Raw genomic sequence first — 22,448 nt, 5'->3', positions numbered from 1 at the left:
CGACGGGTCAGGCGTCCCAGCACCATCCCAGCACGGGAATTAACTAGGGGTCCGACCTCGAAAGGTCGGCCCCCTCCTGGCCTGCATGTCTGTCAGACCAGCGACGTGGCGCTACGTCACCCGCTACACGTTGAAGCGGAACTCCACCACATCCCCGTCCTGCATCACATACTCCTTGCCCTCCATGCGCGCCTTGCCCGCCGCCCGGGCCTCGGCGACCGAGCCCGTCTCGACCAGGTCCTCGAAGGAGATGACCTCGGCCTTGATGAAGCCCTTCTGGAAGTCGGTGTGGATGACACCGGCCGCCTCGGGGGCCGTCGCGCCCTTCTTGATCGTCCAGGCGCGGGACTCCTTGGGGCCCGCCGTCAGGTACGTCTGCAGGCCCAGCGTGCGGAAGCCGACGTGGGCCAGGGTGGCGAGGCCGGGCTCCTCCTGGCCCACCGACTGGAGGAGCTCCAGGGCCTCGTCCTCGTCGAGCTCCGCGAGGTCCGACTCCAGCTTGGCGTTGAGGAAGATCGCCTCCGCGGGGGCGACCAGTGCGCTCTGCTCGGCCTTGAAGTCGTCGTCCGTCAGCTCGTCCTCGTCGACGTTGAAGACGTAGAGGAACGGCTTGGTGGTGAGGAGGTGCAGGTCGTGGAGGAGTTCCTCGTTGCCCGAGCCCTGGACGATGCCCTGCGAGAAGAGCGTGTCGCCGCGCTCCAGGATCTCCTTGGCCTCCTCGACCGCCTTCACCTTCGGCGCGATGTCCTTCTTGATGCGCGACTCCTTCTGGAGGCGCGGCAGGACCTTCTCGATGGTCTGGAGGTCGGCGAGGATCAGCTCGGTGTTGATCGTCTCGATGTCGTCCTTGGGCGAGACCTTGCCGTCGACGTGTACGACGTTCTCGTCCTTGAAGGCACGGATGACCTGGCAGATCGCGTCCGACTCGCGGATGTTCGCGAGGAACTTGTTGCCGAGGCCCTCGCCCTCGCTCGCGCCGCGCACGATGCCCGCGATGTCGACGAAGTCGACCGTCGCCGGGAGAACCTTCTGCGAGGAGAAGATCTCCGCGAGCTTCGTCAGGCGGGGGTCGGGGACGCCGACCACGCCGACGTTCGGCTCGATCGTGGCGAACGGGTAGTTGGCCGCCAGCACGTCGTTCTTGGTCAGGGCGTTGAACAGGGTCGACTTGCCGACATTGGGCAGACCGACGATTCCGATCGTGAGCGACACGTTGCGACTTCCCGTATGTCAGGGCTGGGTGGGGCGGTCCCTTCGTACCCGCGCTTGGTGCGTGCGCTTCGTACGTGGGCCGATCCACCAGTCTACGGCGTGCCGCCACCGGCCCCTCCGGACGGCCGTCCGCCCGGCCCCCGCCCTGTCGAACGCATGGCCAAGGTCACCCAAAGGGCGTGTCCCGAAGCGGCTTCCGCGCGGCGGCCGACCTAGGTTGGTCCAGTGGAGCAACACAGGACGCGTCCCCCTCAGTCCGAACCGAAGGCCGCACCGAAGGCCGCACCGAAGGCCGCCGCGGCGGCCCGGCCCCGCCGGAACTCGCCGCTGCCCCCACAGGGCAGGGCCGCCGAGCCCGGCACGGTGTACCGGGCCACGCCTCCTCCGCGCCGTCCCGTCCCGCCGTTCGTCCAGGCGCTGCGCCGCTCCCCCCTGTACCGCACGGTGCGGCGGATGCCGAACCCTCGCCTGACGGGGCTCGGCAGCGGCCTGTTCTGCGCCGCGGTGATGTTCGTTCTCGCCTGCCTGCTGAGGCTGCTGCTCGACAGTTCCCTCGTCGCGTACGGCGTGCTGTTCCTGCCCGTGGCCGCGCTCACCGCGCTGTGGGTGCGCCCGGCGGACCTGGTCACCGCGCCGGTGGCCGTGCCGATCGCCTTCGCCGCCGGGATCATGCCGATCTCGGGGGGCGCCGAGGGGTTCGGCGGGCAGTTCATGGGACTCGTGACCGCGCTGGCGCTGCACGCCGGATGGCTCTACGGAGGCACGCTCGTCGCCGGGCTCATCGTGACCGTGCGCAAGATCCGGCTGATGGCCGAGCGCCGCAGGACGCCGCGGCCGGCGGCCCGGCAGCCCGACGGGAAGCGCGTCCCCGCCGCCTGACCGCCGGGCCTGACCGCCGGGAATGCCCCGGGGCGCCCCCGGAACACCGCCGGAGGCCTACGCCTCGCCCGCCGCCCCCATCGCCGCCCCCACGATCCCCGCGTTGTTCTGGAGCTGGGCGGGGACGATCTCCGCCTCGATGCCCTCGATCAGCGGCAGGAACTTGTGCGCCTTGCGGCTCACACCGCCGCCGATGATGAACAGCTCGGGCGAGAACAGCATCTCCACGTGCGCGAGGTACTTCTGCACGCGCCGCGCCCAGTGCTCCCAGCTCAGGTCCTCGTCCTCGCGCGCCTTGGAGGAGGCCTTCTTCTCCGCGTCGTGGCCGTGCAGTTCGAGGTGGCCGAGCTCCGTGTTCGGCACCAGGCGGCCGCCGGTGAACAGGGCGCTGCCGATGCCCGTGCCGAGGGTGAGCATCAGGACCGTGCCCGTGCGCCCCTGGCCCGCGCCGAAGTGCATCTCCGCGACGCCCGCCGCGTCGGCGTCGTTCAGTACGGTGACGGGGACGCCGCCGAGCCGGTCCGAGACCAGCTTGCGGATGTCCGTACCGATCCAGCTCTTGTCCACGTTGGCGGCCGTGCGGGCCGTGCCGTCGGTGATCACGCCGGGGAACGTGGCCCCTACGGGCCCCGTCCAGCCGAAGTGCTCCACCACCTCGCGCACGCCGTCGACCACCGCGTCCGGCGTCGCCGGATGCGGGGTCAGTACCTTGTGCCGCTCTTGCGTCAGGTCTCCGCGGTCCAGGTCTACGGGCGCGCCCTTGATCCCTGATCCGCCGATGTCCACACCGAAGATCTGCATGGCCCCCACGTTACGGCGACGGTCAGCGCTGTGACAGCTCCGCCGCCTCCGCGCGCAGGTCCCGGCGCAACTCCTTGGGCAGCGAGAAGGTGATCGACTCCTCGGCGGTCTTCACCGTCTCCACGTCGCCGTAGCCCCGCTCGGCGAGCCACTCGATGACGCCGTCGACCAGGACGTCCGGCACGGAGGCGCCCGAGGTCAGGCCGACCGTGGTCACGCCCTCCAGCCAGGCCTCGTCGATCTCGTCGGCGTTGTCCACCAGGTGGGAGGCGGGGGCACCGGCGTCAAGGGCGACCTCGACCATGCGGATGGAGTTCGAGGAGTTCTTGGAGCCGACGACGATGACGAGGTCGGCGTCCTCGGCGAGCTTCTTGACCGCGATCTGGCGGTTCTGCGTGGCGTAGCAGATGTCGTCGCTGGGCGGCGAGAGGAGGTTCGGGAACTTGTTCTTCAGGGCGTCGACCGTCTCCATCGTCTCGTCGACGGAGAGCGTGGTCTGGGAGAGCCAGACGACCTTGTCGGGGTCGCGCACCTCGACGTTCGCGACGTCCTCGGGGCCGTCCACGAGCGTGATGTGCTCGGGCGCCTCGCCGGACGTGCCGATGACTTCCTCGTGGCCCTCGTGGCCGATCAGGAGGATGTCGAAGTCCTCCTTGGCGAACCGCACGGCTTCCTTGTGCACCTTGGTGACCAGCGGGCACGTCGCGTCGATCGTCGCGAGCTTGCGCTCGGCGGCCTCCGCGTGGACGGTGGGGGCCACGCCGTGCGCGGAGAACATGACGATGGAGCCCTCGGGGACCTCCGCCGTCTCCTCGACGAAGATGGCGCCCTTCTTCTCCAGCGTCTGCACGACGTACTTGTTGTGGACGATCTCGTGGCGTACGTAGATCGGGGCCCCGTACTGCTCCAGGGCCTTCTCGACGGCGATCACGGCACGGTCCACGCCCGCGCAGTAGCCACGGGGAGCGGCGAGCAGGACACGGCGGGAGCCAGGCGTTGCAGTCATGCCCCCATCGTAAGGCCGCGTCCAGCGCGTCAAAGATCGCCCGGTTGGGGAGACTGGAGGCTGCGTTGATCTCCCGCGTTGATTACGGAGGCACGATGTCCGGTCAGTCCGTCCCCACGGGAGCCCACTCCTCGGGCCCCGGGCCCGCCGAGGGCACAGGGCTGCGGCGCAGTCTCGGCTTCCGGGACCTCGTCGTCTACGGCCTGCTCTTCATCGCCCCGATGGCCCCGGTCGGTGTCTTCGGGACGCTCGACGCGAAGTCGCACGGCGCCGTCGCCCTCGTCTATCTGATCGCCACCGTCGCGATGGCGTTCACCGCTTTCAGCTACGCCCAGATGGTGCGGGTGGTCCCCCAGGCGGGGTCGGTCTTCGCGTACGCGCGCGTGGGGCTCGGCAAGGGCCCCGGGTTCATCGCCGGGTGGATGGCGATGCTGGACTATCTGCTGATCCCGGCGGTCGCCTATCTGTTCTCCGGGATCGCGATGAACTCGCTGGTCCCCTCGGTGTCGCGGTGGGTGTGGACGGCGCTGGCGGTGCTCATCACGACCGCCCTCAACCTGTGGGGCGTGCGGACGGCGGCGCGGGTCGGCTTCGCGGTGCTCGCCATGGAGATCGCGGTTCTCGTCGTCTTCGTCGTCGCGGCCGTGGTCGTCCTGGTGCGGGACGGGGCCCAGCGGGACTGGCTCTCGCCGCTGACGGGTGACGGCTCGCAGGGCGCGTTCGCGCTCTCGGCGGTGGTGGGCGCGGTGTCGATCGCCGTCCTGTCGTACCTGGGCTTCGACGCGATCGCCTCCTTCGCGGAGGAGGTCACGGGCGGCTCGGCGAAGGTCGCGCGGGCCGTGCTCTTCTGTCTGGCGCTCGCGGGCGTGCTGTTCATCGCGCAGACGTATCTGGTGGCGCTCCTGGAGCCGCTGTCGTCCGCCGAGCTTGCCGCGGAGCCGGGCAAGCAGGGGACGGCCTTCTACGACGCCGTGAACTCGGCGGCCGGGACGTGGCTGCACGACCTGGTGGCCGTCAGCAAGGCGATCGGCGCGGCGTTCGCGGCGCTGGCGGGGCAGGCCGCGGCGGGGCGGCTGCTGTTCGCGATGGCGCGGGACCGGCGGCTGCCGAAGGCCCTGTCCCGGACGGACTCCGGCACCCCGCGGATCGCGCTGCTGTGCGCGGCCGTGGTGACGCTGGTCGCGGCGGTGTGGGCGGCGCGGCGTGACGACGGCATGGACCACCTGGTCTCGGTGGTGGACATCGGGGCGCTCACCGCGTTCCTGCTGCTGCACGCGAGCGTGGTGGGGTGGTTCGCGGTGCGGCACCGGGAGGACGGGTTCAGCTGGTGGCGGCATCTGCTGGTTCCGGTGCTGGGTGCGGTGATCGTGGTGGCCGTCATCTGGGAGGCGTCGGGGTCGGCGCAGGTGGTGGGCGCGGTGTGGCTGGCCGTCGGGCTGGTGGTGCTGGGCGTGCAGCGTGCCCGTCGCGGGGCGTACTAGGCCGCGGCTCCCCGGCGGGCATCTGCCGCGTGCCCGTCGCGGGGCGTACTAGGCCACGGCTGCCCGGTGGGCGACCGCCGCATGCCCGTCGCAGGGCGTACTGAGCCACGGCTTCCCGCCGGCCGTCCACAACGTGCCCGTCGCCGGGCGTACTAAGACCGTGTCCTACGTGGTGAGGCGGATGAGTCGTTTGTAGCAGCACAGGGCGGCTGCCAGTCCGAGAAAGGCCAGGTAGTTGCGGGGATCGCGTTCGTAGCGAGGGCTCAGGCGTCGGTAGCCGGACAGCCAGGACATCGTCCGCTCGATGACCCAGCGGCGGCGGCCCAATCGTTCGCTGGACTCGATGCCTTTGCGCGCGATCCGCACTCCGATCCGTTTGCCACGTAACCATTTCCGCAGGTCGGCGCGGTCGTAGGCTTTGTCTGCGTGGAGGCGCTGGGGCTTGAGGTACCGGCCGCGGTGGGGTCATGTCTCGTTTGGTGACCTCGACCATGGGCTTCAGCCCTTCGCTGTCGTGGGTGCTTACCGAGACGCCGACGAGGAGGGCAGTCCGTTCGCGTCCGACAGGACGTGCATCTTGAACCCGGCTTGCCCCGGTCCACGGGGCTCGGACCTGTGCGTTCGCCCCTTTTAGCCCTCACGTGGGCGGTGTCCAGGACGACGCGGGTGACGTCGATGAGGCGTCGTCGAGTCGGCGCAGCACGGCTTCGTGCAGCCGCCCCCAGACTCCGGCTCTCGACCAGATCAGGAACCGGCGGTGGGCGGTCGACTTCGATATGCCGAAGCAAGGCGGTAGTTGGCGCCAGGCGCAGCCGCTGACCAGTACGTAGATGATGGCCGCGAACAGCGTTTCATCAGGCGTGTCCTGTGTTCCGCCGCCCTGCGGCCGCACCCTCGACGGCGGGATCAGCGGCTTCGCGATCTCCCACAGCCCATCCGGAACAATCCAACTCCACGCGCCCCGTCCCATACCGAGGTCAACGACGCCTCACCACGTAGGACACGGTCTAATACTGCAACGGTCTTTGGCGTGACTGGTGGCCAGCTTGGTCGTTTATGTGGTTATGGGCGGGGAGCTTGCTGATGTCACGTTGTGGGCCGGGGAACTGGGTGCGGTGCACGAGCGGTTCGTGCACCGGTTCAACAGGGAAGAGCCGCGGCAGTCGGCGCTTGCCTATATGCGGGGGCTGATCGCTCCGCTGGAGCGGAAGAACGGCTGGACACTCGCGGAAGAAGCCGGGCACGCGGGCCCTGACCGGATCCACCGGCTGCTGAACCGGATCGAGTGGGACGCCGACGAAGTCCTTGACGACGTGCGCGACTACGTCGTTGAGCACCTCGGAGACCGGGATGCCGTCCTGATCATCGATGACACCGGATTCCTCAAGAAGGGCATCCGCTCGGCCGGGGTGCAACGTCAATACTCCGGCACCGCCGGTCGCACCGAGAACAGTCAGATCGGTGTGTTCCTCGCCTACAGCAGCCGCGGACGCACGTTGATCGACCGCCGTTTGTATCTGCCCACCTCCTGGACCGACGACCGGGAAAGGTGCCGACAAGCTGGCATCAAGGACACTGTCGCCTTCGAGACGAAGGTAGCCATGGCCAAAGCGATGGTCCGCCGGGCGATCCACGACAGGATCCCGTTCGGATGGGTGACGGCCGATGCCGCCTACGGCTACAGCAAGGGCTGGCGCTTCGAGCTGGAACAGGCCGACGTCTTCCATGTCATGGCCACCACCCGGCACGACACCGTCGTCACCCGCTGGTCCATCGACCACCCCGTCCACGATCTTTTCCCCGGCCTGCCCAGACAGAAGTGGAAGCGCCGTTCCTGCGGCAACGGGGCCCATGGCCCACGGGTCTACGACTGGGCCCGAGTGGAGGTCCGCCCCTGGCACCGGCCCGACCGGCAACACTGGGTCATCGCCCGCCGAAGCGTTCGCCGGCCCGAGGAGATCTCTTACTACATCGCCTACTGCCCGGCAGGCACCACGCTGGACGAACTGATCCGCGTCGCGGGCAGCCGCTGGGCCATTGAGGAGTGCTTCCAGACCGCGAAGGGCGAGTGCGGCCTGGATGAGTACCAGGTCCGCCGCTACGACGGCTGGCACCGCCACATGACCCTGGCCATGGCCGCCCACGCCTGCCTGACCGTCCTGCGGGCCCGGCAACTGGACACACACAAAGCAGAAACGGATCCTCCGAGCTCATCCACCTCAGCCTCGCCGAGATCAGACGCCTGATCACCCGCCTCACCAACCGCCGACCGGTGTCCATCGACCACATCCTGCACTGGTCAGCCTGGCGACGACGACGTCAACAGCAAGCCCGCACCAGCCACTACACACGACGCGGACACCCACCCCCACACCCCGAACAACCATCACAACAAAGACCGTTGCAGTACTAAGCCACGGCTCCCCGGCGGGCATCCACCCCATGCCCCTGGCACACGGCGCACAGAGCCACGGCTTCCCGCCGGCCGTTCGCCGCATGCCCGTGGCAGGGCGTGCTGAGCCGCGGCTCCCCGGCGGGCGTCCACAGCGTGCCGGTCGCCGGGCGTGCCAGGCCGCAGCCTCCCGCCGGGTTCCCCTCCGCCGCGCACCAGGCAGCAGCCTCCCGCCGGACATCCACCACACGCCCCTCGCGCCGCGTACCAGGCCGCAGCCCCCCGCCGGACGCCCACCGCATGCCCCTCGCGGCACGCACCAGGCCACCGCTCCCCGCCGGGAGGCTCCCCGGTGGGCATCCGCCCCATGCCCCTGGCAGGGCGTACTGAGCCCCGGCTTCCCACCGAGCGTCCACAACGTGCCCGTCGCACGGGCGTACCAGGCCGCAACTCCCGCCGGACATCCACCACACGCCCCTCCCGGCCCGCACCAGGCCACCGCTCCCCGCCGGACGCCCGCCACCCCCTGTTCGCCCCGCCCCGCCCCGGCTTGTGAGCAAGCGGCGCCCGGGTTGTCGCACCCTCCCGCTACGCTCGCCGACATGGCTCTCAACACGTCCGCGGACGCCCCGCTCCCCGTGGGGCAGGTGTCGCGGCTCATCGGCGGCTGGATCGACCGGCTCGGTGCCGTGTGGGTGGAGGGGCAGATCACCCAGCTGTCCCGCAGGCCCGGCGCCGGCGTCGTCTTCATGACGCTGCGCGACCCGTCGCACGACATCTCGGTGAGCGTCACGTGCTACCGCCAGGTGTTCGACGCCGTGGCGGACGTCGTCTCGGAGGGTGCCCGCGTCGTCGTCCACGCCAAGCCGGAGTGGTACGCGCCACGGGGGCAGCTGTCCCTGCGGGCCGCCGAGATAAGGCCGGTCGGCGTCGGTGAGCTGCTGGCGCGGATCGAGCAGCTGAAGAAGAGCCTCGCCGGGGAGGGCCTCTTCGCGCCGGAGCGCAAGACGGCGCTGCCCTTCCTGCCGCAGCTCATCGGGCTCGTCACCGGCCGCGCGTCGGCCGCCGAGCGCGACGTCCTGGAGAACGCCCGGCACCGCTGGCCCGCCGTCCGCTTCGAGGTGCGCAACGTCCCCGTCCAGGGCGTGCACGCGGTGCCGCAGGTCGTCCAGGCCGTCAAGGATCTGGACGCGCTCGACGAGGTCGACGTGATCATCGTGGCGCGGGGCGGCGGCAGCGTGGAGGACCTGCTGCCGTTCTCGGACGAGCAACTGATCAGGGCGGTCGCCGCGTGCCGTACGCCGGTGGTCTCCGCGATCGGGCACGAGCCGGACAGCCCGCTGCTCGACCTCGTGGCGGACCTGCGGGCCTCCACGCCCACGGACGCCGCCAAGAAGGTCGTACCGGACGTCGGCGAGGAGTACGAGCGCGTGCGCTGGCTGCGCGACCGCGCCCGGCGGTGCCTGGACGCCTACCTGGACCGCGAGGACCGGGGGCTCGCGCACGCCCTGGGCCGGCCCTGCATGGAGCATCCGCACCGCATGGTCGAGGAGCGCGAGGAGCAGGTCGCGGCGCTCACCGACCGCGCGCGCCGCACGGTCGGGCACCTGCTGGACCGGGCGGCCTCCGAGCTGACGCACACCCACGCGCGCGTGGTGGCCCTCTCCCCCGCGGCGACGCTCCAGCGGGGGTACGCGGTGTTGCAGAAGGCGGACGGCGCGGTCGTCCGGGCCCCCGGGGACGCGAGCGCCGGCGAGGAGCTGCGGGCGCGGGTCGCCGAGGGCGAATTCACCGTACGAGTCGACATTTAGGGTGGGGCGCATGACCAGCAAGACGGATGAGGCCGGCGAGGCGGGCGAGGCCACGGGCCCGGCGGACGCGCTCGGGTACGAGCAGGCGCGGGACGAGCTGATCGACGTCGTACGCCGCCTGGAGACCGGCGGCACGACGCTGGAGGAGTCGCTCGCCCTGTGGGAGCGCGGCGAGGAGCTGGCGAAGGTGTGCCGCCGCTGGCTGGACGGCGCGCGGGCCCGTCTCGACGCGGCCCTCGCGGGCGAGAGCGCCGGGGACGAAATGGACACCGCTGACACTGCGGACACAGCGGGCTGAACGCGCCAAGCCCTGTGAAGCGGATCACGGCGGGCAGACTTTGGTTGAATCTTAAACGTCACTTGTCGTAGGGTCGGTTGTGTCAGCTGATCCACAGCACGTACGTATCGAGAAGGTTGATCCATGTCTCTCGCCCTTGACCCCGCCGCCCAGGACCTGCTCTTCCGCGAGGCCCGCACCGCGAACACCTTCACCGACGAGCCGGTCACCGAGGAGCAGGTCCAGGCGATCTACGACCTGGTCAAGTACGGCCCGACCGCCTTCAACCAGTCGCCGCTGCGCGTCACCCTGGTCCGCTCCCCCGAGGCCCGCGAGCGCCTGGTCCAGCACATGGCCGAGGGCAACCGCCCGAAGACCGCGGCCGCGCCGCTGGTCGCGATCCTCTCCGCCGACAACGAGTTCCACGAGGAGCTCCCGGCGCTGTTCCCGCACTTCCCGCAGGCCAAGGACGTCTTCTTCGCCGAGCGCCCGGCCCGTGAGCAGGCCGCGCTGGTGAACGCCACGCTCCAGGCCGGCTACTTCATCGTGGGCGTGCGCGCCGCCGGTCTCGCCGCGGGCCCGATGACCGGGTTCGACTTCGCGGGCGTCCAGAAGGAGTTCCTGGACGACGACCACACCCCGCTGATGATCGTCAACATCGGCAAGCCCGGCGACGACGCCTGGTTCCCGCGCTCCCCGCGCCTGGCCTACGAGGACGTCGTCACCACGGTCTGAGCGACGGCGCACACGCCGAAAGCAGCTGCGCGAAGGGCCCCCGGCACACCGCCGGGGGCCCTTCGCGTACGTGTCACCTGCTCAAGACCGGCCGCTCACGACCGGCCGCTCACGCCGTCTTCATCTCCAGCGCCTCGACCATCTTCGTGAGCTGCCCGAACGAGGCCGTGCCCGCGACGACCGTCGTGGCGCCCTTCTCGGTGCTCACCAGGGCGTCGTACGTCGACCCCTCGTACCGCCGCCACTCCCGGCCGCCGAGCTTCTCCACGGTGTCCGTCCGCACCGCTTCCTGCGTGGCCTTCTCGATGAACTGGGCCGGCTTGTCGGTGGACTGCTTGATCACCACGTACTCGCCGTCCGGGTCGAGGAAGCCCAGGTGCCAGCTGTCGTGCTCGGCGGCATCGAACCGCACGGACGTCGGCTTCCACTCCTTGGCCAGGCCCTCGGGCGCCGCCACGGGGTAGGCCGCCGCCCGCCGGGCCGTCACGAGCTCCACGCGGTAGTCGACCCGCTTGACGGGGGTCTTGGACTCGTCATGCGGGACGAAGATATAGCTGACGCCCGCGACCAGGACGATCACCACCAGCGACCACAGCATGTTCTTGACGGTCTGATTGCCTTGTCTGCCTGCCACGCCCCCATGGTCTCAGGCCACGGACGCGCGCCTTCCCCCAGGCCTCCCCAGGCCACGGCGGGCCACCCGGCCCGCTCATGCGTGGGGCCCACTGCTCATTTTGTCGGCCTACGGATAGAGTCGCCCCATACCCTCATCCGGCCGTCGTCGTATCAGCAGAAAGGTGCGCTCCGATGACCGAGCATCATCTCCCGTCCGAGCTAGAGGTCTCCCCCGAGGCTCCCGACCGCAACCTCGCCCTGGAGCTCGTCCGGGTCACCGAGGCGGCCGCCATGGCCGCGGGCCGCTGGGTCGGCCGCGGCGACAAGAACGGCGCGGACGGCGCCGCGGTCAGGGCCATGCGGACCCTCGTCCACACCGTCTCGATGAACGGCGTCGTCGTCATCGGCGAGGGCGAGAAGGACGAAGCCCCGATGCTCTTCAACGGAGAGCGCATCGGCGACGGCACCGGCGCCGAGGTCGACATCGCCGTCGACCCGATCGACGGCACCACGCTGACCGCGAAGGGCATGCCGAACGCCATCGCCGTGCTGGCCGCCGCCGACCGCGGCGCGATGTTCGACCCGTCCGCCGTCTTCTACATGGACAAGCTGGTCACCGGCCCCGAGGCCGCGGACTACGTCGACATCAACGCGCCCGCCTCGGTCAACATCCGCCGCGTCGCCAAGGCCAAGAACTCCTCGCCCGAGGACGTCACGGTCATGATCCTGGACCGCCCCCGCCATGAGGGCATCGTCAAGGAGATCCGCGAGACCGGCGCCCGCATCAAGTTCATCTCCGACGGCGACGTGGCCGGCTCGGTCATGGCCGTGCGCGAGGGCACCGGCGTCGACCTGCTGATGGGCATCGGCGGCACACCCGAGGGCATCATCTCGGCCTGCGCGATCAAGTGCCTCGGCGGTGTCATCCAGGGCAAGCTGTGGCCCAAGGACGACGCCGAGCGGCAGCGCGCCATCGACGCGGGCCACGACCTGGACCGCACCCTGTCCACGGACGACCTGGTCAAGGGCGACAACGTCTTCTTCGTCGCGACCGGCATCACCGACGGCGAGCTGCTCCAGGGCGTGCGCTACCGCGCGGCCACCGCCTCGACGTCCTCGCTGGTCATGCGCTCCAAGTCGGGCACGATCCGCAAGATCGACTCCGACCACCGGCTCTCGAAGCTGCGCGCCTACAGCGCGATCGACTTCGACCGCGCGAAGTAGGAGCGGTCCGGACGGGACGGTTCGTACGACGAAGGGGGCGTCCCGTGCGGGGGACGCCCCCTTCGTCGTACACCGGTGGCCTATCCCGCGGCGGCGACTCCCGCCGCGTGTGCCGCCTTCTGCAGCTCCAGGTCGCGCCTGCGGCGGCGGGCCAGGACCACGCGGCGCTCGGCGGCGGTGAGACCGCCCCACACGCCGTACGGCTCCGGCTGGAGCAGGGCGTGCTCGCGGCATTCGACCATCACGGGACAGCGGGCACAGACGCGCTTGGCCGCCTCCTCGCGCGAGAGCCTGGCCGCCGTCGGCTCCTTGGACGGGGCGAAGAACAGTCCGGCTTCGTCGCGGCGGCACACGGCCTCCGTGTGCCAAGGGGCGTCATCGGTCCGATCCCGCACCCCCCGCTGGGCCGGGACAGCGGCGACCTGCAGGGACTGACGCGACGGTTGCTGCACGGTCTACTCCTGACGACGGCTTCGCGAGCGAGAGACGATGCAGCAAGCTCTACCCGCTGTGTGCGCGCCTATGCACTGAGTTCCGACGCACGGCAGTTCACGCGCCCCCGGCCGGGCCCGGGCCGTCAGTGCCCGAGGTGCCTGCGCAGCTTGCCGTGCAGGTCACGGACGAGCTTGCCGCGCTTCGGCCGCGCCTCGACGCTGCCGAGGATCGCCGTGCCGTCGACGAAGACCACCGGGGCGTCCTGGTCTGGGGAGTCGAGCGTGTCGACCTCGACACTGCCGAGTACGCCGGCGCCGCTGCCGCGCAACGAGACGTTCTCCGGGACGCGGATCTCGACCGAGCCGAAGATCGCGACCGCCTTGATGAGCACCTGGCGATGCTCGAAGATCGCCTCGCTCAGGTCGATCTCGACGCTGCCGAAGACGGCGTACGCATGGGTGCGGCGACCCACGCGCCAGCGGCCCCTGCGGACGGAGCCGCTGAGGACCGCGACCAGGTTCTCGTCGGCGACCGGGGGCACCGCGCCGGGTGAGGGCCTGCCGGGGGCGGGTGCGGGTGCGTACCCCGACGACGGGCCGGCCGTCCGGCCGTGGGCGGCGGGGAGGTCCGCGATCAGCGGCTCCAGCTCGCCCAGGGTCTTGGCGCCGTAGACCCCCTCGACGCGGTCCGCGTGCTCCTCGGCGGTGAGGCGGCCCTCGGCCATGGCCTCGCGGAGGATGTCCGCCGTGCGGTCGCGGTCGGCGTCGGAGGCGCGGAGCGACCCCGACTCCTCGGCCGTGGCGGGAGCGGGCTGCGGGAGACGCTTTTCGAGGTCCACACCATCAGCGTACCCAAACGCGATAGATCGCGACTACCCCCTGTGGACAACCGCGTGGTGCGGCACCGGCGGCCTACTGAGCCTTACCTCACAGACCCGGCCCGACGCGCGCGTTCTACGCTGGTTGCCGCGTCGCCAATGGAGGCCGCGCCGCTGTCTGCCGAATGAGGAATGGCCGCAATGTCTGTTAGCTCCCGCCCGCCCATCCCGGCGTTCGAGTACTCCGATCTGCTCCCCCTGGGAGAGGACACCACCCCCTACCGGCTGGTGACCTCCGAGGGTGTCTCCACCTTCGAGGCCGACGGGCGGACGTTCCTCAAGGTCGAGCCCGAGGCGCTGCGCACGCTCGCCGCCGAGGCGATCCACGACATCCAGCACTACCTGCGGCCCGCGCACCTGGCCCAGCTGCGGCGCATCATCGACGACCCCGAGGCGTCGTCCAACGACAAGTTCGTGGCCCTGGACCTGCTGAAGAACGCGAACATCGCGGCGGCCGGCGTGCTCCCCATGTGCCAGGACACCGGCACCGCGATCGTCATGGGCAAGCGCGGGCAGAACGTCCTCACCGAAGGTGAGGACGAGAAGGCGCTCTCCAAGGGCATCTTCGACGCGTACACGAAGCTGAACCTCCGCTACTCCCAGATGGCCCCGCTGACCATGTGGGAGGAGAAGAACACCGGCTCGAACCTGCCGGCCCAGATCGAGCTGTACGCGACCGACGGCGGCGCCTACAAGTTCCTCTTCATGGCCAAGGGCGGCGGCTCGGCCAACAAGAGCTTCCTCTACCAGGAGACGAAGGCGGTCCTGAACGAGGCCTCCATGATGAAGTTCCTGGAGGAGAAGATCCGCTCCCTCGGTACGGCGGCGTGCCCGCCGTACCACCTGGCGATCGTCGTCGGCGGCACCAGCGCCGAGTTCGCCCTGAAGACCGCGAAGTACGCCTCCGCGCACTACCTGGACGAGCTGCCCGCCGAGGGCTCCGCCACCGGCCACGGCTTCCGGGACAAGGAGCTCGAGGAGAAGGTCTTCGAGCTGACGCAGAAGATCGGCATCGGCGCGCAGTTCGGCGGCAAGTACTTCTGCCACGACGTGCGCGTGGTGCGCCTGCCCCGGCACGGCGCCTCGCTCCCCGTCGCCATCGCCGTGTCCTGCTCCGCCGACCGCCAGGCCACCGCGAAGATCACGGCCGAGGGCGTCTTCCTGGAGCAGCTGGAGACGGACCCGGCGCGCTTCCTGCCGGAGACGACCGACGAGCACCTCTCCGAAGAGGGTGACGTCGTGAAGATCGACCTCAACCAGCCGATGGACGACATCCTCGCCGAGCTGACCAAGTACCCGGTCAAGACCCGCCTGTCGCTGACCGGCCCGCTCGTCGTCGCCCGCGACATCGCGCACGCCAAGATCAAGGAGCGGCTCGACGCGGGCGAGGAGATGCCGCAGTACCTGAAGGACCACCCGGTCTACTACGCGGGTCCGGCCAAGACGCCGGAGGGATACGCCTCCGGTTCCTTCGGCCCGACCACGGCCGGACGCATGGACTCCTACGTGGAGCAGTTCCAGGCGGCGGGCGGCTCCAAGGTGATGCTGGCCAAGGGCAACCGCTCCAAGCAGGTCACCGACGCGTGCGGCGCGCACGGCGGCTTCTACCTCGGCTCCATCGGCGGCCCGGCCGCGCGCCTCGCCCAGGACTGCATCAAGAAGGTCGAGGTCGTCGAGTACGAGGAACTCGGCATGGAGGCGGTCTGGAAGATCGAGGTCGAGGACTTCCCGGCCTTCATCGTCGTCGACGACAAGGGCAACGACTTCTTCCAGAACCCGGCCCCCGAGCCGACGTTCACCCACATCCCGGTGCGGGGCCCGGGCCTGGCGTGATCATCTTTTAGGGGCGCGGGGAACTGCGCGACCCGCCACGACGCGCCCGCGGAGGCCGTCCGGCAGCAGTTCCCCGCTTCCGCGGGCGGGTCTCAGGCGAACCGCTGATTCGCGGCCCCCGCACACTTCTGAAGCCGCAGCGGCTCCTTGGCCCCGGCCAGGGTCAGGCAGAGCCCATCCGCGGCGGCGGGCCGCACCGTCCCCGCCTCACGGACGAACTTCTGGTTGCCGCCCCCGTGGCAGTTCCACAGCACAACGGCGGCACCTTCCCTGTAGGCGCCGTCAGGCACGTCCAGGCAGCGGTCCTGGGTCAGCCCCGTGTGCAGGGACCGCTGCGTGTCGTCGTACCACCAGGTCTGGTTGCGGTTGCCGGTGCAGTCCCAGCCCTGGACCTTCGTGCCGTTACGGCTCTTGGACGCGTCGACATCGACACACGTCCCGGTGCCCTCGTTCTTCAGGGGCTTGTACACGTCGTCCCAGGCCAGTTCGTACAGCTTCGGGCTGCCCGTGCTCGCCGGGTCGGCGCAGCCGGCCTCGCGGTAGCCGGACTCGTGCAGCTGCGTCAGGCAGGACGCGAAGGCCGCGTGGCCGCGGGCGTTGGGGTGGAAGGACTGGCGTACGGAGTTGGAGTCCGGCGGGAAGGGGTTGGAGACGTCTACGTAGAGCCCGCGCGCCCAGGTGTCCTCCATGCAGACCTCGTGGCCGTGGAAGAGGCGGGAGTTGTCGAGGTAGGTCGCGCCCGCGTTTCTCGCGGCCTTGCGCATGCCCTTCTCGAACGTCGGCACCGCGTAGTTGCGGCCCCACTCGGTGTCGGAGTCGTAGCCGAGTCCGCCGCAGGCGAGCTTGCCGGGGAACTTGGGGTTGTCGCGGAAGTCGGGGCCGATGGGGCTCGGGTAGCCCATGGCGACGAGCTGGTAGTCGTCCTCCTGGTAGCCCGCGTCCCTCATGACGGTCTTCAGGTCGCGGATGGACTGCTCGACCTTGGGCACGAGCGCGTCGACGCGCGCCTGCCAGCCGTCGTGGTACTTGCCCGCGCAGGCGCCCTGGCTGAGCAGATAGCGCGTCACGCAGTCCGTCATCACCGGGGCGAACTGGAGGTCGTCGTTGGCGCCGATGACGAGCAGGATCGTCTTGATCCGCGTATTGCGCGCCTTGACGGCGAGGTTGTCGCTCTGCACCAGCTCGTCGGCGTACTGCTTCTGGCCGCCGATCCTGATGTTGACGGTCTGCGCCCCCGAACACGCGACGTTGTACGTCACGTCGGCGGGGATGCCGGTGCGGTGGATCGCGGCGTCCGGCGAGCGGTGGCACCAGTTGTCGGGGCCGTCGGTGCCGGGTTCGTACGTGCCGACGCCCTCCCCGGAGATCTCGCTGTCGCCGAGCGAGATCAGGCCGGTCTTGCGGTCGGCCATCGGGCGCTCGGCCGGGCTGCCGTAGAGCGCGGTCGCCTCGGCCGCCCGGATCTTCTCCAGCTCGGGCGGCAGGGGGGCCGCCCCGGACACCCGGGACCCGCCTCCGTCCGCCGCCTGGGCGGGTATCGCCGCCGCCGTGCCGAGTACGGCCGCCATCGCGACGGCCGCCGCGAGCGGGCCTCGCAGCCGAGCCCGTCGTCCGCTGCGTCTGATGCGCTTCATTGCGCCTCCCCGGTGTGGTGTTACCCAGGGTTTTTACTGGTGGGTAGCAGGCTTGGGAATACCCGGAACAAGACAAGTGCTCAACTTTTCACGGGGTTTGGACGGAGAGGTAGGTTCAAGGGCATGACCAGCGACGCCAACCACGCGACCGGCGACCACACCGGCGAGTACCGGATCGAGCACGACTCCATGGGCGAGGTACGGGTCCCCGCCGACGCCAAGTGGCGTGCGCAGACCCAGCGCGCGGTGGAGAACTTCCCCATCTCGGGACAGCGCCTGGAGCGTGCCCACATCGCCGCCCTCGCGCAGATCAAGGCGGCCGCCGCCAAGGTCAACGCGGGCCTCGGGGTGCTGGACGCGGACATCGCCGAGGCCGTCGCGGACGCGGCGGCCGAGGTCGCCGAAGGGCGCTGGGACGCGCACTTCCCCGTCGACGTCTTCCAGACCGGCTCCGGCACCTCGTCCAACATGAACACCAACGAGGTCATCGCCACGCTCGCCACCGAGCGCCTCGGCCGCCCCGTCCACCCCAACGACCACGTGAACGCCTCGCAGTCCTCGAACGACGTCTTCCCGTCCTCGATCCACATCGCGGCGACGGGCGCGGTCACCGGTGATCTGATCCCGGCCCTGGAGCACCTCGCCGCCGCCCTGGAGCGCAAGGCCGAGGAGTTCGCGGACGTCGTGAAGTCCGGGCGTACGCACCTCATGGACGCGACGCCGGTCACCCTCGGCCAGGAGTTCGGCGGGTACGCGGCCCAGGTGCGGTACGGCATCGAGCGCCTGGAGGCGTCGCTGCCGCGCCTGGCCGAACTGCCGCTCGGCGGCACGGCCGTGGGCACCGGCATCAACACCCCGCCCGGCTTCTCCGCCGCCGTCATCGCCGAGGTCGCGCGGGCCACGGGGCTGCCGCTGACCGAGGCGCGCGACCACTTCGAGGCGCAGGGCGCGCGGGACGGCATCGTCGAGACCAGCGGCCAGCTGCGGACCATCGGCGTCGGCCTGACGAAGATCGCGAACGACCTGCGGTGGATGGCCTCGGGCCCGCGCACCGGCCTCGCCGAGATCAACCTCCCCGACCTCCAGCCCGGTTCGTCGATCATGCCGGGCAAGGTGAACCCGGTCATCCCGGAGGCCGCGCTGATGGTCGCCGCGCAGGTGACCGGAAATGACGCCACGGTCGCCGCGGCGGGCGCCGCCGGCAACTTCGAGCTGAACGTGATGCTGCCGGTCATCGCCAAGAACGTCCTGGAGTCGGTCCGGCTGCTCGCGAACGTCTCGCGGCTGCTCGCCGACCGCACCGTCGACGGCATCACCGCCAACCGCGAACGGGCCCGGGAGTACGCCGAGTCCTCGCCCTCCGTCGTGACGCCGCTGAACAAGTACATCGGCTACGAGGAGGCGGCGAAGGTGGCGAAGAGGTCCCTGGCCGAGCGCAAGACGATCCGCGAGGTCGTCCTGGAGGCCGGCTACGTCGACCGGGGCGACCTCTCGCTGGAGCAACTGGACGAGGCGCTGGACGTGTTGCGCATGACGCACCCCTAGCGTCCGGCGTCGGGCATCCCCGGCGGGCATCCCCCGCGACGGCCCCTCCCGGGACAGGAGGGGCGTCTAATATCTGTCCATGACAGACCTCGACGGGAAGACGGCGACGGCAGGCGGCCCAGCGGCCCGGTGGGCACCCGGTGACCACATCCTGTGGCGCTATCGGGAGAACGCCGGGGAGCATGTGCACATCTGTCGTCCCGTCACCGTCGTACGGGACACCGCGGAGCTCCTCGCCGTGTGGATGGCGCCCGGCACCGAATGCGTGAAGCCGGTGCTGGCCGACGGGACCCCTCTGCACCGTGAACCGCTCGCCACCCGCTACACCAAGCCGCGCGCGGTCCGCAGGGACCACTGGTTCGGCACCGGCGTCCTGAAGCTCGCGCGCCCCGGCGACCCGTGGTCGGTGTGGCTGTTCTGGGAGCCGGGCTGGCGGTTCAAGAACTGGTACGTGAACCTGGAGGAGCCGCGGACCCGTTGGGCGGGCGGGGTGGATTCCGAGGATCACTTTCTGGACATCTCCGTGCGACCCGACGGCAGCTGGCGGTGGCACGACGAGGACGAGTTCGCCGAGGCCCTGCGGGTGGGCCTGATGGACTCCGAAAAGGCCGCTGCCGTACGCGCCGCCGGCCGGGCCGCCCTTGACGTGATCGAGGCCTGGGGGGCACCGTTTTCGGACGGCTGGCAGCACTGGCGTCCCGATCCGTCCTGGGTCGTACCGCCCCTTCCGGATGACTGGGACCGTACCCCCGCGCGCGTGTCCTCATGAGACCCTTGATGCGCCCCCGTGGTTCAAACGTAGGATCGTCCTCCGCAAGGGCGCACAGCAGCAACTCCGGGGGTCTGCGCGCTGTCTGACAGGAAGTCATCGAGGGGCGGCAGAACGTGAGCGAGGACCGCAGGGGCCAGGCCGAGGCCTTCGACGCCATCGGGCGGCACTACGACGACGCCTTCCCGCACAAGGAGGGTCAGCTCGCCGCGGGGCGCCACCTGGCCGACGCGCTCGCACCCGGCTCCCGGATCCTGGACGCGGGCTGCGGCACCGGACTGCCCACCGCTCTGCAATTGGCCGAGAAGGGCCACACCGTCCTCGGCACGGACATTTCGGCGGGCATGCTCGAACTGGCCGAAAAGAACGTACCGACGGCGGAGTTCCGGCTCATCGACATCGCGGACCTGACGGCCGACGGCCCGGCCGGAATCGGCCGGTTCGACGGCATCGCCTGCTTCTTCGCCCTGCTGATGCTGCCGCGCCCCGAGATCCCGGGGGCGCTGCGGCGGCTGCACGGCCTGCTGCGGCCGGGCGGCCTGATGGAGCTGTCCATGGTCGAGGCCGACCTCGACGACGCGGCGATTCCGTTCCTGGGGCACACGATCCGGGTATCGGGATACCTGCGGGACGAGCTGCGCCAGGTCGTGCGGGACGCGGGCTTCGAGATCACCGGCGAGGACGCGTACGCGTACGCCCCCGCGAGCAGCGACGTACCACCCGAGCATCAGGTCTTTCTGCACTGCCGACGCGGCTGAGCGACGTGCAACGCTGGACGGCGCGCACGGCGCGCAGCCCCGGACGGACGGATTCGAAACGCGTGACGGAGCACCTCACCCCCCACGAGGGTCGCAAGGCACCAGCTGCCCGGCCGACCGCCCCCGCGGATCCCCGCGGGGCGCTGCTGCGTTCCCCTCAGACGCCGCAGGGCGCGCGTGACACATCCCCGGGAGCATCGGTGCCGCCGACCAGTGAGCATTCCCAGCCGTCCGCCTCCGAGCCCGACCCGGGCAGGCCGCGCCCCGCACCCGACGGCGTGCCCGCGCAGCCGGGCCCCTCGGGTCCGCCGGACGGCGAGGAGCGGCGCACCGGTAAGCCGCGGCCGCCGGGCTCCGGCCCCACGGCGATGCGGCGCGACGGCGACCGGCTGCGGTTCGTGGGCGCCGCGACCCGGCGGATCGCGCGCGGCATCGACCTCGACGAGATCGTGATGGGGCTGTGCCGGGCGACGGTCCCGACGTTCTCCGACGCGATCCTCGTCTATCTGCGTGACCCGCTGCCCGTGGGCGACGAGCGGCCGACCGGTCCGCTGGTGCTGCGCCTGCGCCGCACGGACCGGCTGCGCTCCATCGAGGAGGGCGCGGAGGAACCGGACACCGACGGCGGCACACTGCCCTCGCTCCAGGTGGTGCAGCCCGACATCACCGACGTGATGGGCACCGCCGAGCTCTGCGAGGTGCGGCACGGCGGCGCGCTCGCCGAGGTGCTGCGCGGGGTGCGCCCGGTCTTCGCGGACTCGGCGGCGGCGCGGGCCGCCCTGCCCGAACTGCTCGGCGAGCGGCGGACCGTGCCGACCGGTCAGCGGGCGATCCTCGCGCCGCTGCGGGGCCGGCGCCGCGTGATCGGCGCGGCCGTGTTCCTGCGCCGCCCGGACCGTCCCGCGTTCGAGGCCGACGACCTGCTGGTCGCCGCCCAGCTGGCCACGCACAGCGCGCTCGGCATCGACAAGGCCGTCCTGTACGGCCGCGAGGCGTACATCGCCGACGAGTTGCAGCGCACGATGCTGCCCGAGACGCTGCCGCGCCCGACCGGGGTGCGGCTCGCCTCGCGCTATCTGCCGGCCGCCGAGACGGCCCGGGTCGGCGGCGACTGGTACGACGCGATCCCGCTGCCGGGCAGCCGCGTCGCCCTGGTCGTCGGCGACGTCATGGGGCACTCCATGACGTCGGCCGCCATCATGGGCCAGCTGCGGACGACCGCGCAGACCCTCGCCGGGCTCGACCTGCCGCCCCAGGAGGTCCTGCACCACCTGGACGAGCAGGCGCAGCGGCTCGGCTCCGACCGCATGGCGACCTGCCTGTACGCGGTCTACGACCCGGTCTCGCACCGCATCACCATCGCCAACGCCGGGCATCCGCCGCCCGTCCTGCTGCACCTGGGCGGCCGCGCCGAGGTGCTGCGCGTGCCGCCGGGCGCCCCCATCGGCGTCGGCGGCGTGGACTTCGAGGCCGTGGAGCTGGACGCCCCGGCGGGCGCCACGCTGCTCCTGTACACGGACGGGCTCGTCGAGTCCCGGCTGCGGGACGTGTGGACCGGCATAGAGCAGCTGCGCGAGCGCCTCGCGGCCACCGCCCAGTTGACGGGCCCCGACCATCCGCCGCCGCTGGAGGCGCTCTGCGACGAGGTGCTCGACATGCTCGGCCCCGGTGACCGGGACGACGACATCGCGTTGCTCGCCGCCCGCTTCGACGGCATCGCGCCGAGCGACGTCGCGTACTGGTTCCTGGAGCCGGAGGACGCGACGCCGTCCCGCGCCCGCCGCCTGGCCCGCAGCGCGCTGGTCCGCTGGGGCCTGGAAGACCTGACCGACTCGGTGGAGCTCCTGGTCAGCGAGGTCGTCACCAACGCCGTGCGGTACGCGTCGCGGCCGATCACCCTGCGGCTGCTGCGCACCGACGTCCTGCGCTGCGAGGTCGGCGACGACGTCCCGCAGCTGCCGCGCCTGCGCCAGGCGCGCGCCACGGACGAGGGCGGCCGCGGGCTGTACCTGGTCAACAAGATGGCCCGGCGGTGGGGTGCCACGCGCCTGAGCACCGGCAAGGTGGTCTGGTTCGAACTGAACCGGAACTAGGACCCGCATACGGCGGAAGGCGCCCCGAACCCATGGGGTTCGGGGCGCCTTCCGCCGTATCGCAGGGGCAC

20 protein-coding genes and 1 pseudogene are annotated in these 22,448 nt (G+C 70.9%); 12 read left to right on the top strand and 9 right to left on the bottom strand.

All coding sequences use genetic code 11. The features are described from left to right. Positions 1 to 123: 123 nt before the first annotated feature. Positions 124 to 1,212, bottom strand: coding sequence for a redox-regulated ATPase YchF (gene ychF, locus KKZ08_RS24525; protein WP_223776499.1), 1,089 nt, complete (start codon positions 1,210 to 1,212; stop codon positions 124 to 126). A 251-nt stretch (positions 1,213 to 1,463) separates the two neighbouring features. Next, complete coding sequence (locus tag KKZ08_RS38705) at positions 1,464 to 1,589, bottom strand: hypothetical protein (protein WP_263303422.1); 126 nt, start codon at positions 1,587 to 1,589, stop codon at positions 1,464 to 1,466. A 76-nt stretch (positions 1,590 to 1,665) separates the two neighbouring features. On the opposite strand from KKZ08_RS38705, the gene KKZ08_RS24520 reads away from it, so the two are divergent. Beyond that, positions 1,666 to 2,091 (top strand): DUF6542 domain-containing protein, encoded by a 426-nt coding sequence (locus KKZ08_RS24520; protein WP_346657892.1) that lies wholly within the window; start codon positions 1,666 to 1,668, stop codon positions 2,089 to 2,091. A gap of 57 nt (positions 2,092 to 2,148) precedes the next feature. Here the strand turns inward: KKZ08_RS24520 and KKZ08_RS24515 are convergent, their stop codons facing one another. Next, positions 2,149 to 2,892 (bottom strand): polyphosphate--glucose phosphotransferase, encoded by a 744-nt coding sequence (locus KKZ08_RS24515; protein WP_223776498.1) that lies wholly within the window; start codon positions 2,890 to 2,892, stop codon positions 2,149 to 2,151. Positions 2,893 to 2,914: 22 nt separating this feature from the next. Next, positions 2,915 to 3,898: a 4-hydroxy-3-methylbut-2-enyl diphosphate reductase gene (locus KKZ08_RS24510; protein WP_223776497.1), complete on the bottom strand. Its 984-nt coding sequence runs from the start codon at positions 3,896 to 3,898 to the stop codon at positions 2,915 to 2,917. A gap of 95 nt (positions 3,899 to 3,993) precedes the next feature. Here KKZ08_RS24510 and KKZ08_RS24505 point away from each other — a divergent pair, with 95 nt between their 5' ends. After that, complete coding sequence (locus tag KKZ08_RS24505) at positions 3,994 to 5,379, top strand: APC family permease (RefSeq protein WP_223776496.1); 1,386 nt, start codon at positions 3,994 to 3,996, stop codon at positions 5,377 to 5,379. A gap of 165 nt (positions 5,380 to 5,544) precedes the next feature. On the opposite strand, the pseudogene KKZ08_RS24500 reads toward KKZ08_RS24505, so the two are convergent. Beyond that, positions 5,545 to 6,349 (bottom strand): annotated as a pseudogene (locus KKZ08_RS24500) (IS5 family transposase). A 94-nt stretch (positions 6,350 to 6,443) separates the two neighbouring features. Here KKZ08_RS24500 and KKZ08_RS24495 point away from each other — a divergent pair. The 4 genes from KKZ08_RS24495 (at position 6,444) to KKZ08_RS24480 (ending at position 10,594) form a co-directional block, all read left to right on the top strand. Further along, a complete protein-coding gene (locus KKZ08_RS24495; RefSeq protein ID WP_223779168.1) occupies positions 6,444 to 7,625 on the top strand; it encodes an IS701 family transposase in 1,182 nt (393 codons plus the stop codon). Between the two features lie 748 nt (positions 7,626 to 8,373). Beyond that, a complete protein-coding gene (gene xseA, locus KKZ08_RS24490) occupies positions 8,374 to 9,582 on the top strand; it encodes an exodeoxyribonuclease VII large subunit (RefSeq protein ID WP_223776495.1) in 1,209 nt (402 codons plus the stop codon). 10 nt (positions 9,583 to 9,592) lie between these two features. Then, on the top strand, positions 9,593 to 9,880 hold the full coding sequence (locus KKZ08_RS24485; RefSeq protein ID WP_223776494.1) for an exodeoxyribonuclease VII small subunit: 288 nt from the start codon (positions 9,593 to 9,595) through the stop codon (positions 9,878 to 9,880). Positions 9,881 to 10,003: 123 nt separating this feature from the next. Further along, positions 10,004 to 10,594, top strand: coding sequence for a malonic semialdehyde reductase (locus KKZ08_RS24480; protein WP_223776493.1), 591 nt, complete (start codon positions 10,004 to 10,006; stop codon positions 10,592 to 10,594). 109 nt (positions 10,595 to 10,703) lie between these two features. Here KKZ08_RS24480 and KKZ08_RS24475 read toward each other — a convergent pair whose 3' ends face one another. Continuing rightward, positions 10,704 to 11,228 (bottom strand): DUF4245 domain-containing protein, encoded by a 525-nt coding sequence (locus KKZ08_RS24475; RefSeq protein WP_223776492.1) that lies wholly within the window; start codon positions 11,226 to 11,228, stop codon positions 10,704 to 10,706. A gap of 173 nt (positions 11,229 to 11,401) precedes the next feature. Here KKZ08_RS24475 and glpX point away from each other — a divergent pair, with 173 nt between their 5' ends. After that, the gene (gene glpX, locus KKZ08_RS24470) at positions 11,402 to 12,433 is read left to right on the top strand and encodes a class II fructose-bisphosphatase (RefSeq protein WP_205039026.1); all 1,032 of its coding nucleotides are present in this window, start codon (positions 11,402 to 11,404) and stop codon (positions 12,431 to 12,433) included. An 80-nt stretch (positions 12,434 to 12,513) separates the two neighbouring features. Here the strand turns inward: glpX and KKZ08_RS24465 are convergent, their stop codons facing one another. Both KKZ08_RS24465 and KKZ08_RS24460 read right to left on the bottom strand, forming a co-directional pair. Beyond that, entirely contained in the window at positions 12,514 to 12,885 is a 372-nt protein-coding gene (locus KKZ08_RS24465) for a WhiB family transcriptional regulator (RefSeq protein ID WP_223776491.1), read from the bottom strand. Positions 12,886 to 13,010: 125 nt separating this feature from the next. Further along, positions 13,011 to 13,706 carry a DUF1707 domain-containing protein gene (locus tag KKZ08_RS24460; RefSeq protein WP_223776490.1) on the bottom strand — a complete coding sequence of 232 codons (696 nt, stop codon included), beginning with the start codon at positions 13,704 to 13,706 and terminating at the stop codon, positions 13,011 to 13,013. 204 nt (positions 13,707 to 13,910) lie between these two features. Between KKZ08_RS24460 and KKZ08_RS24455 the strand changes: the two genes are divergently transcribed. Further along, positions 13,911 to 15,578, top strand: a complete 1,668-nt coding sequence (locus tag KKZ08_RS24455) for a fumarate hydratase (protein WP_276573921.1) — start codon at positions 13,911 to 13,913, stop codon at positions 15,576 to 15,578. A 92-nt stretch (positions 15,579 to 15,670) separates the two neighbouring features. Here the strand turns inward: KKZ08_RS24455 and KKZ08_RS24450 are convergent, their stop codons facing one another. Beyond that, the gene (locus tag KKZ08_RS24450) at positions 15,671 to 17,212 is read right to left on the bottom strand and encodes a ricin-type beta-trefoil lectin domain protein (RefSeq protein ID WP_223776488.1); all 1,542 of its coding nucleotides are present in this window, start codon (positions 17,210 to 17,212) and stop codon (positions 15,671 to 15,673) included. Between the two features lie 123 nt (positions 17,213 to 17,335). On the opposite strand from KKZ08_RS24450, the gene KKZ08_RS24445 reads away from it, so the two are divergent. The 4 genes from KKZ08_RS24445 (at position 17,336) to KKZ08_RS24430 (ending at position 22,377) form a co-directional block, all read left to right on the top strand. Beyond that, the gene (locus KKZ08_RS24445; RefSeq protein WP_223776487.1) at positions 17,336 to 18,757 is read left to right on the top strand and encodes a class II fumarate hydratase; all 1,422 of its coding nucleotides are present in this window, start codon (positions 17,336 to 17,338) and stop codon (positions 18,755 to 18,757) included. Positions 18,758 to 18,836: 79 nt separating this feature from the next. Further along, positions 18,837 to 19,526 (top strand): DUF402 domain-containing protein, encoded by a 690-nt coding sequence (locus KKZ08_RS24440; RefSeq protein WP_223776486.1) that lies wholly within the window; start codon positions 18,837 to 18,839, stop codon positions 19,524 to 19,526. A gap of 116 nt (positions 19,527 to 19,642) precedes the next feature. Beyond that, on the top strand, positions 19,643 to 20,284 hold the full coding sequence (locus KKZ08_RS24435) for a methyltransferase domain-containing protein (RefSeq protein WP_223776485.1): 642 nt from the start codon (positions 19,643 to 19,645) through the stop codon (positions 20,282 to 20,284). 200 nt (positions 20,285 to 20,484) lie between these two features. Further along, positions 20,485 to 22,377 (top strand): ATP-binding SpoIIE family protein phosphatase, encoded by a 1,893-nt coding sequence (locus tag KKZ08_RS24430; protein ID WP_223776484.1) that lies wholly within the window; start codon positions 20,485 to 20,487, stop codon positions 22,375 to 22,377. The last annotated feature ends 71 nt before the right edge of the window (positions 22,378 to 22,448 follow it).

This window comes from Streptomyces sp. 135 (genome assembly GCF_020026305.1).
Classification (GTDB): domain Bacteria; phylum Actinomycetota; class Actinomycetes; order Streptomycetales; family Streptomycetaceae; genus Streptomyces.
Note: the sequence above shows the minus strand (reverse complement) of the source record. Positions and strands in the feature narration are given on the sequence as shown.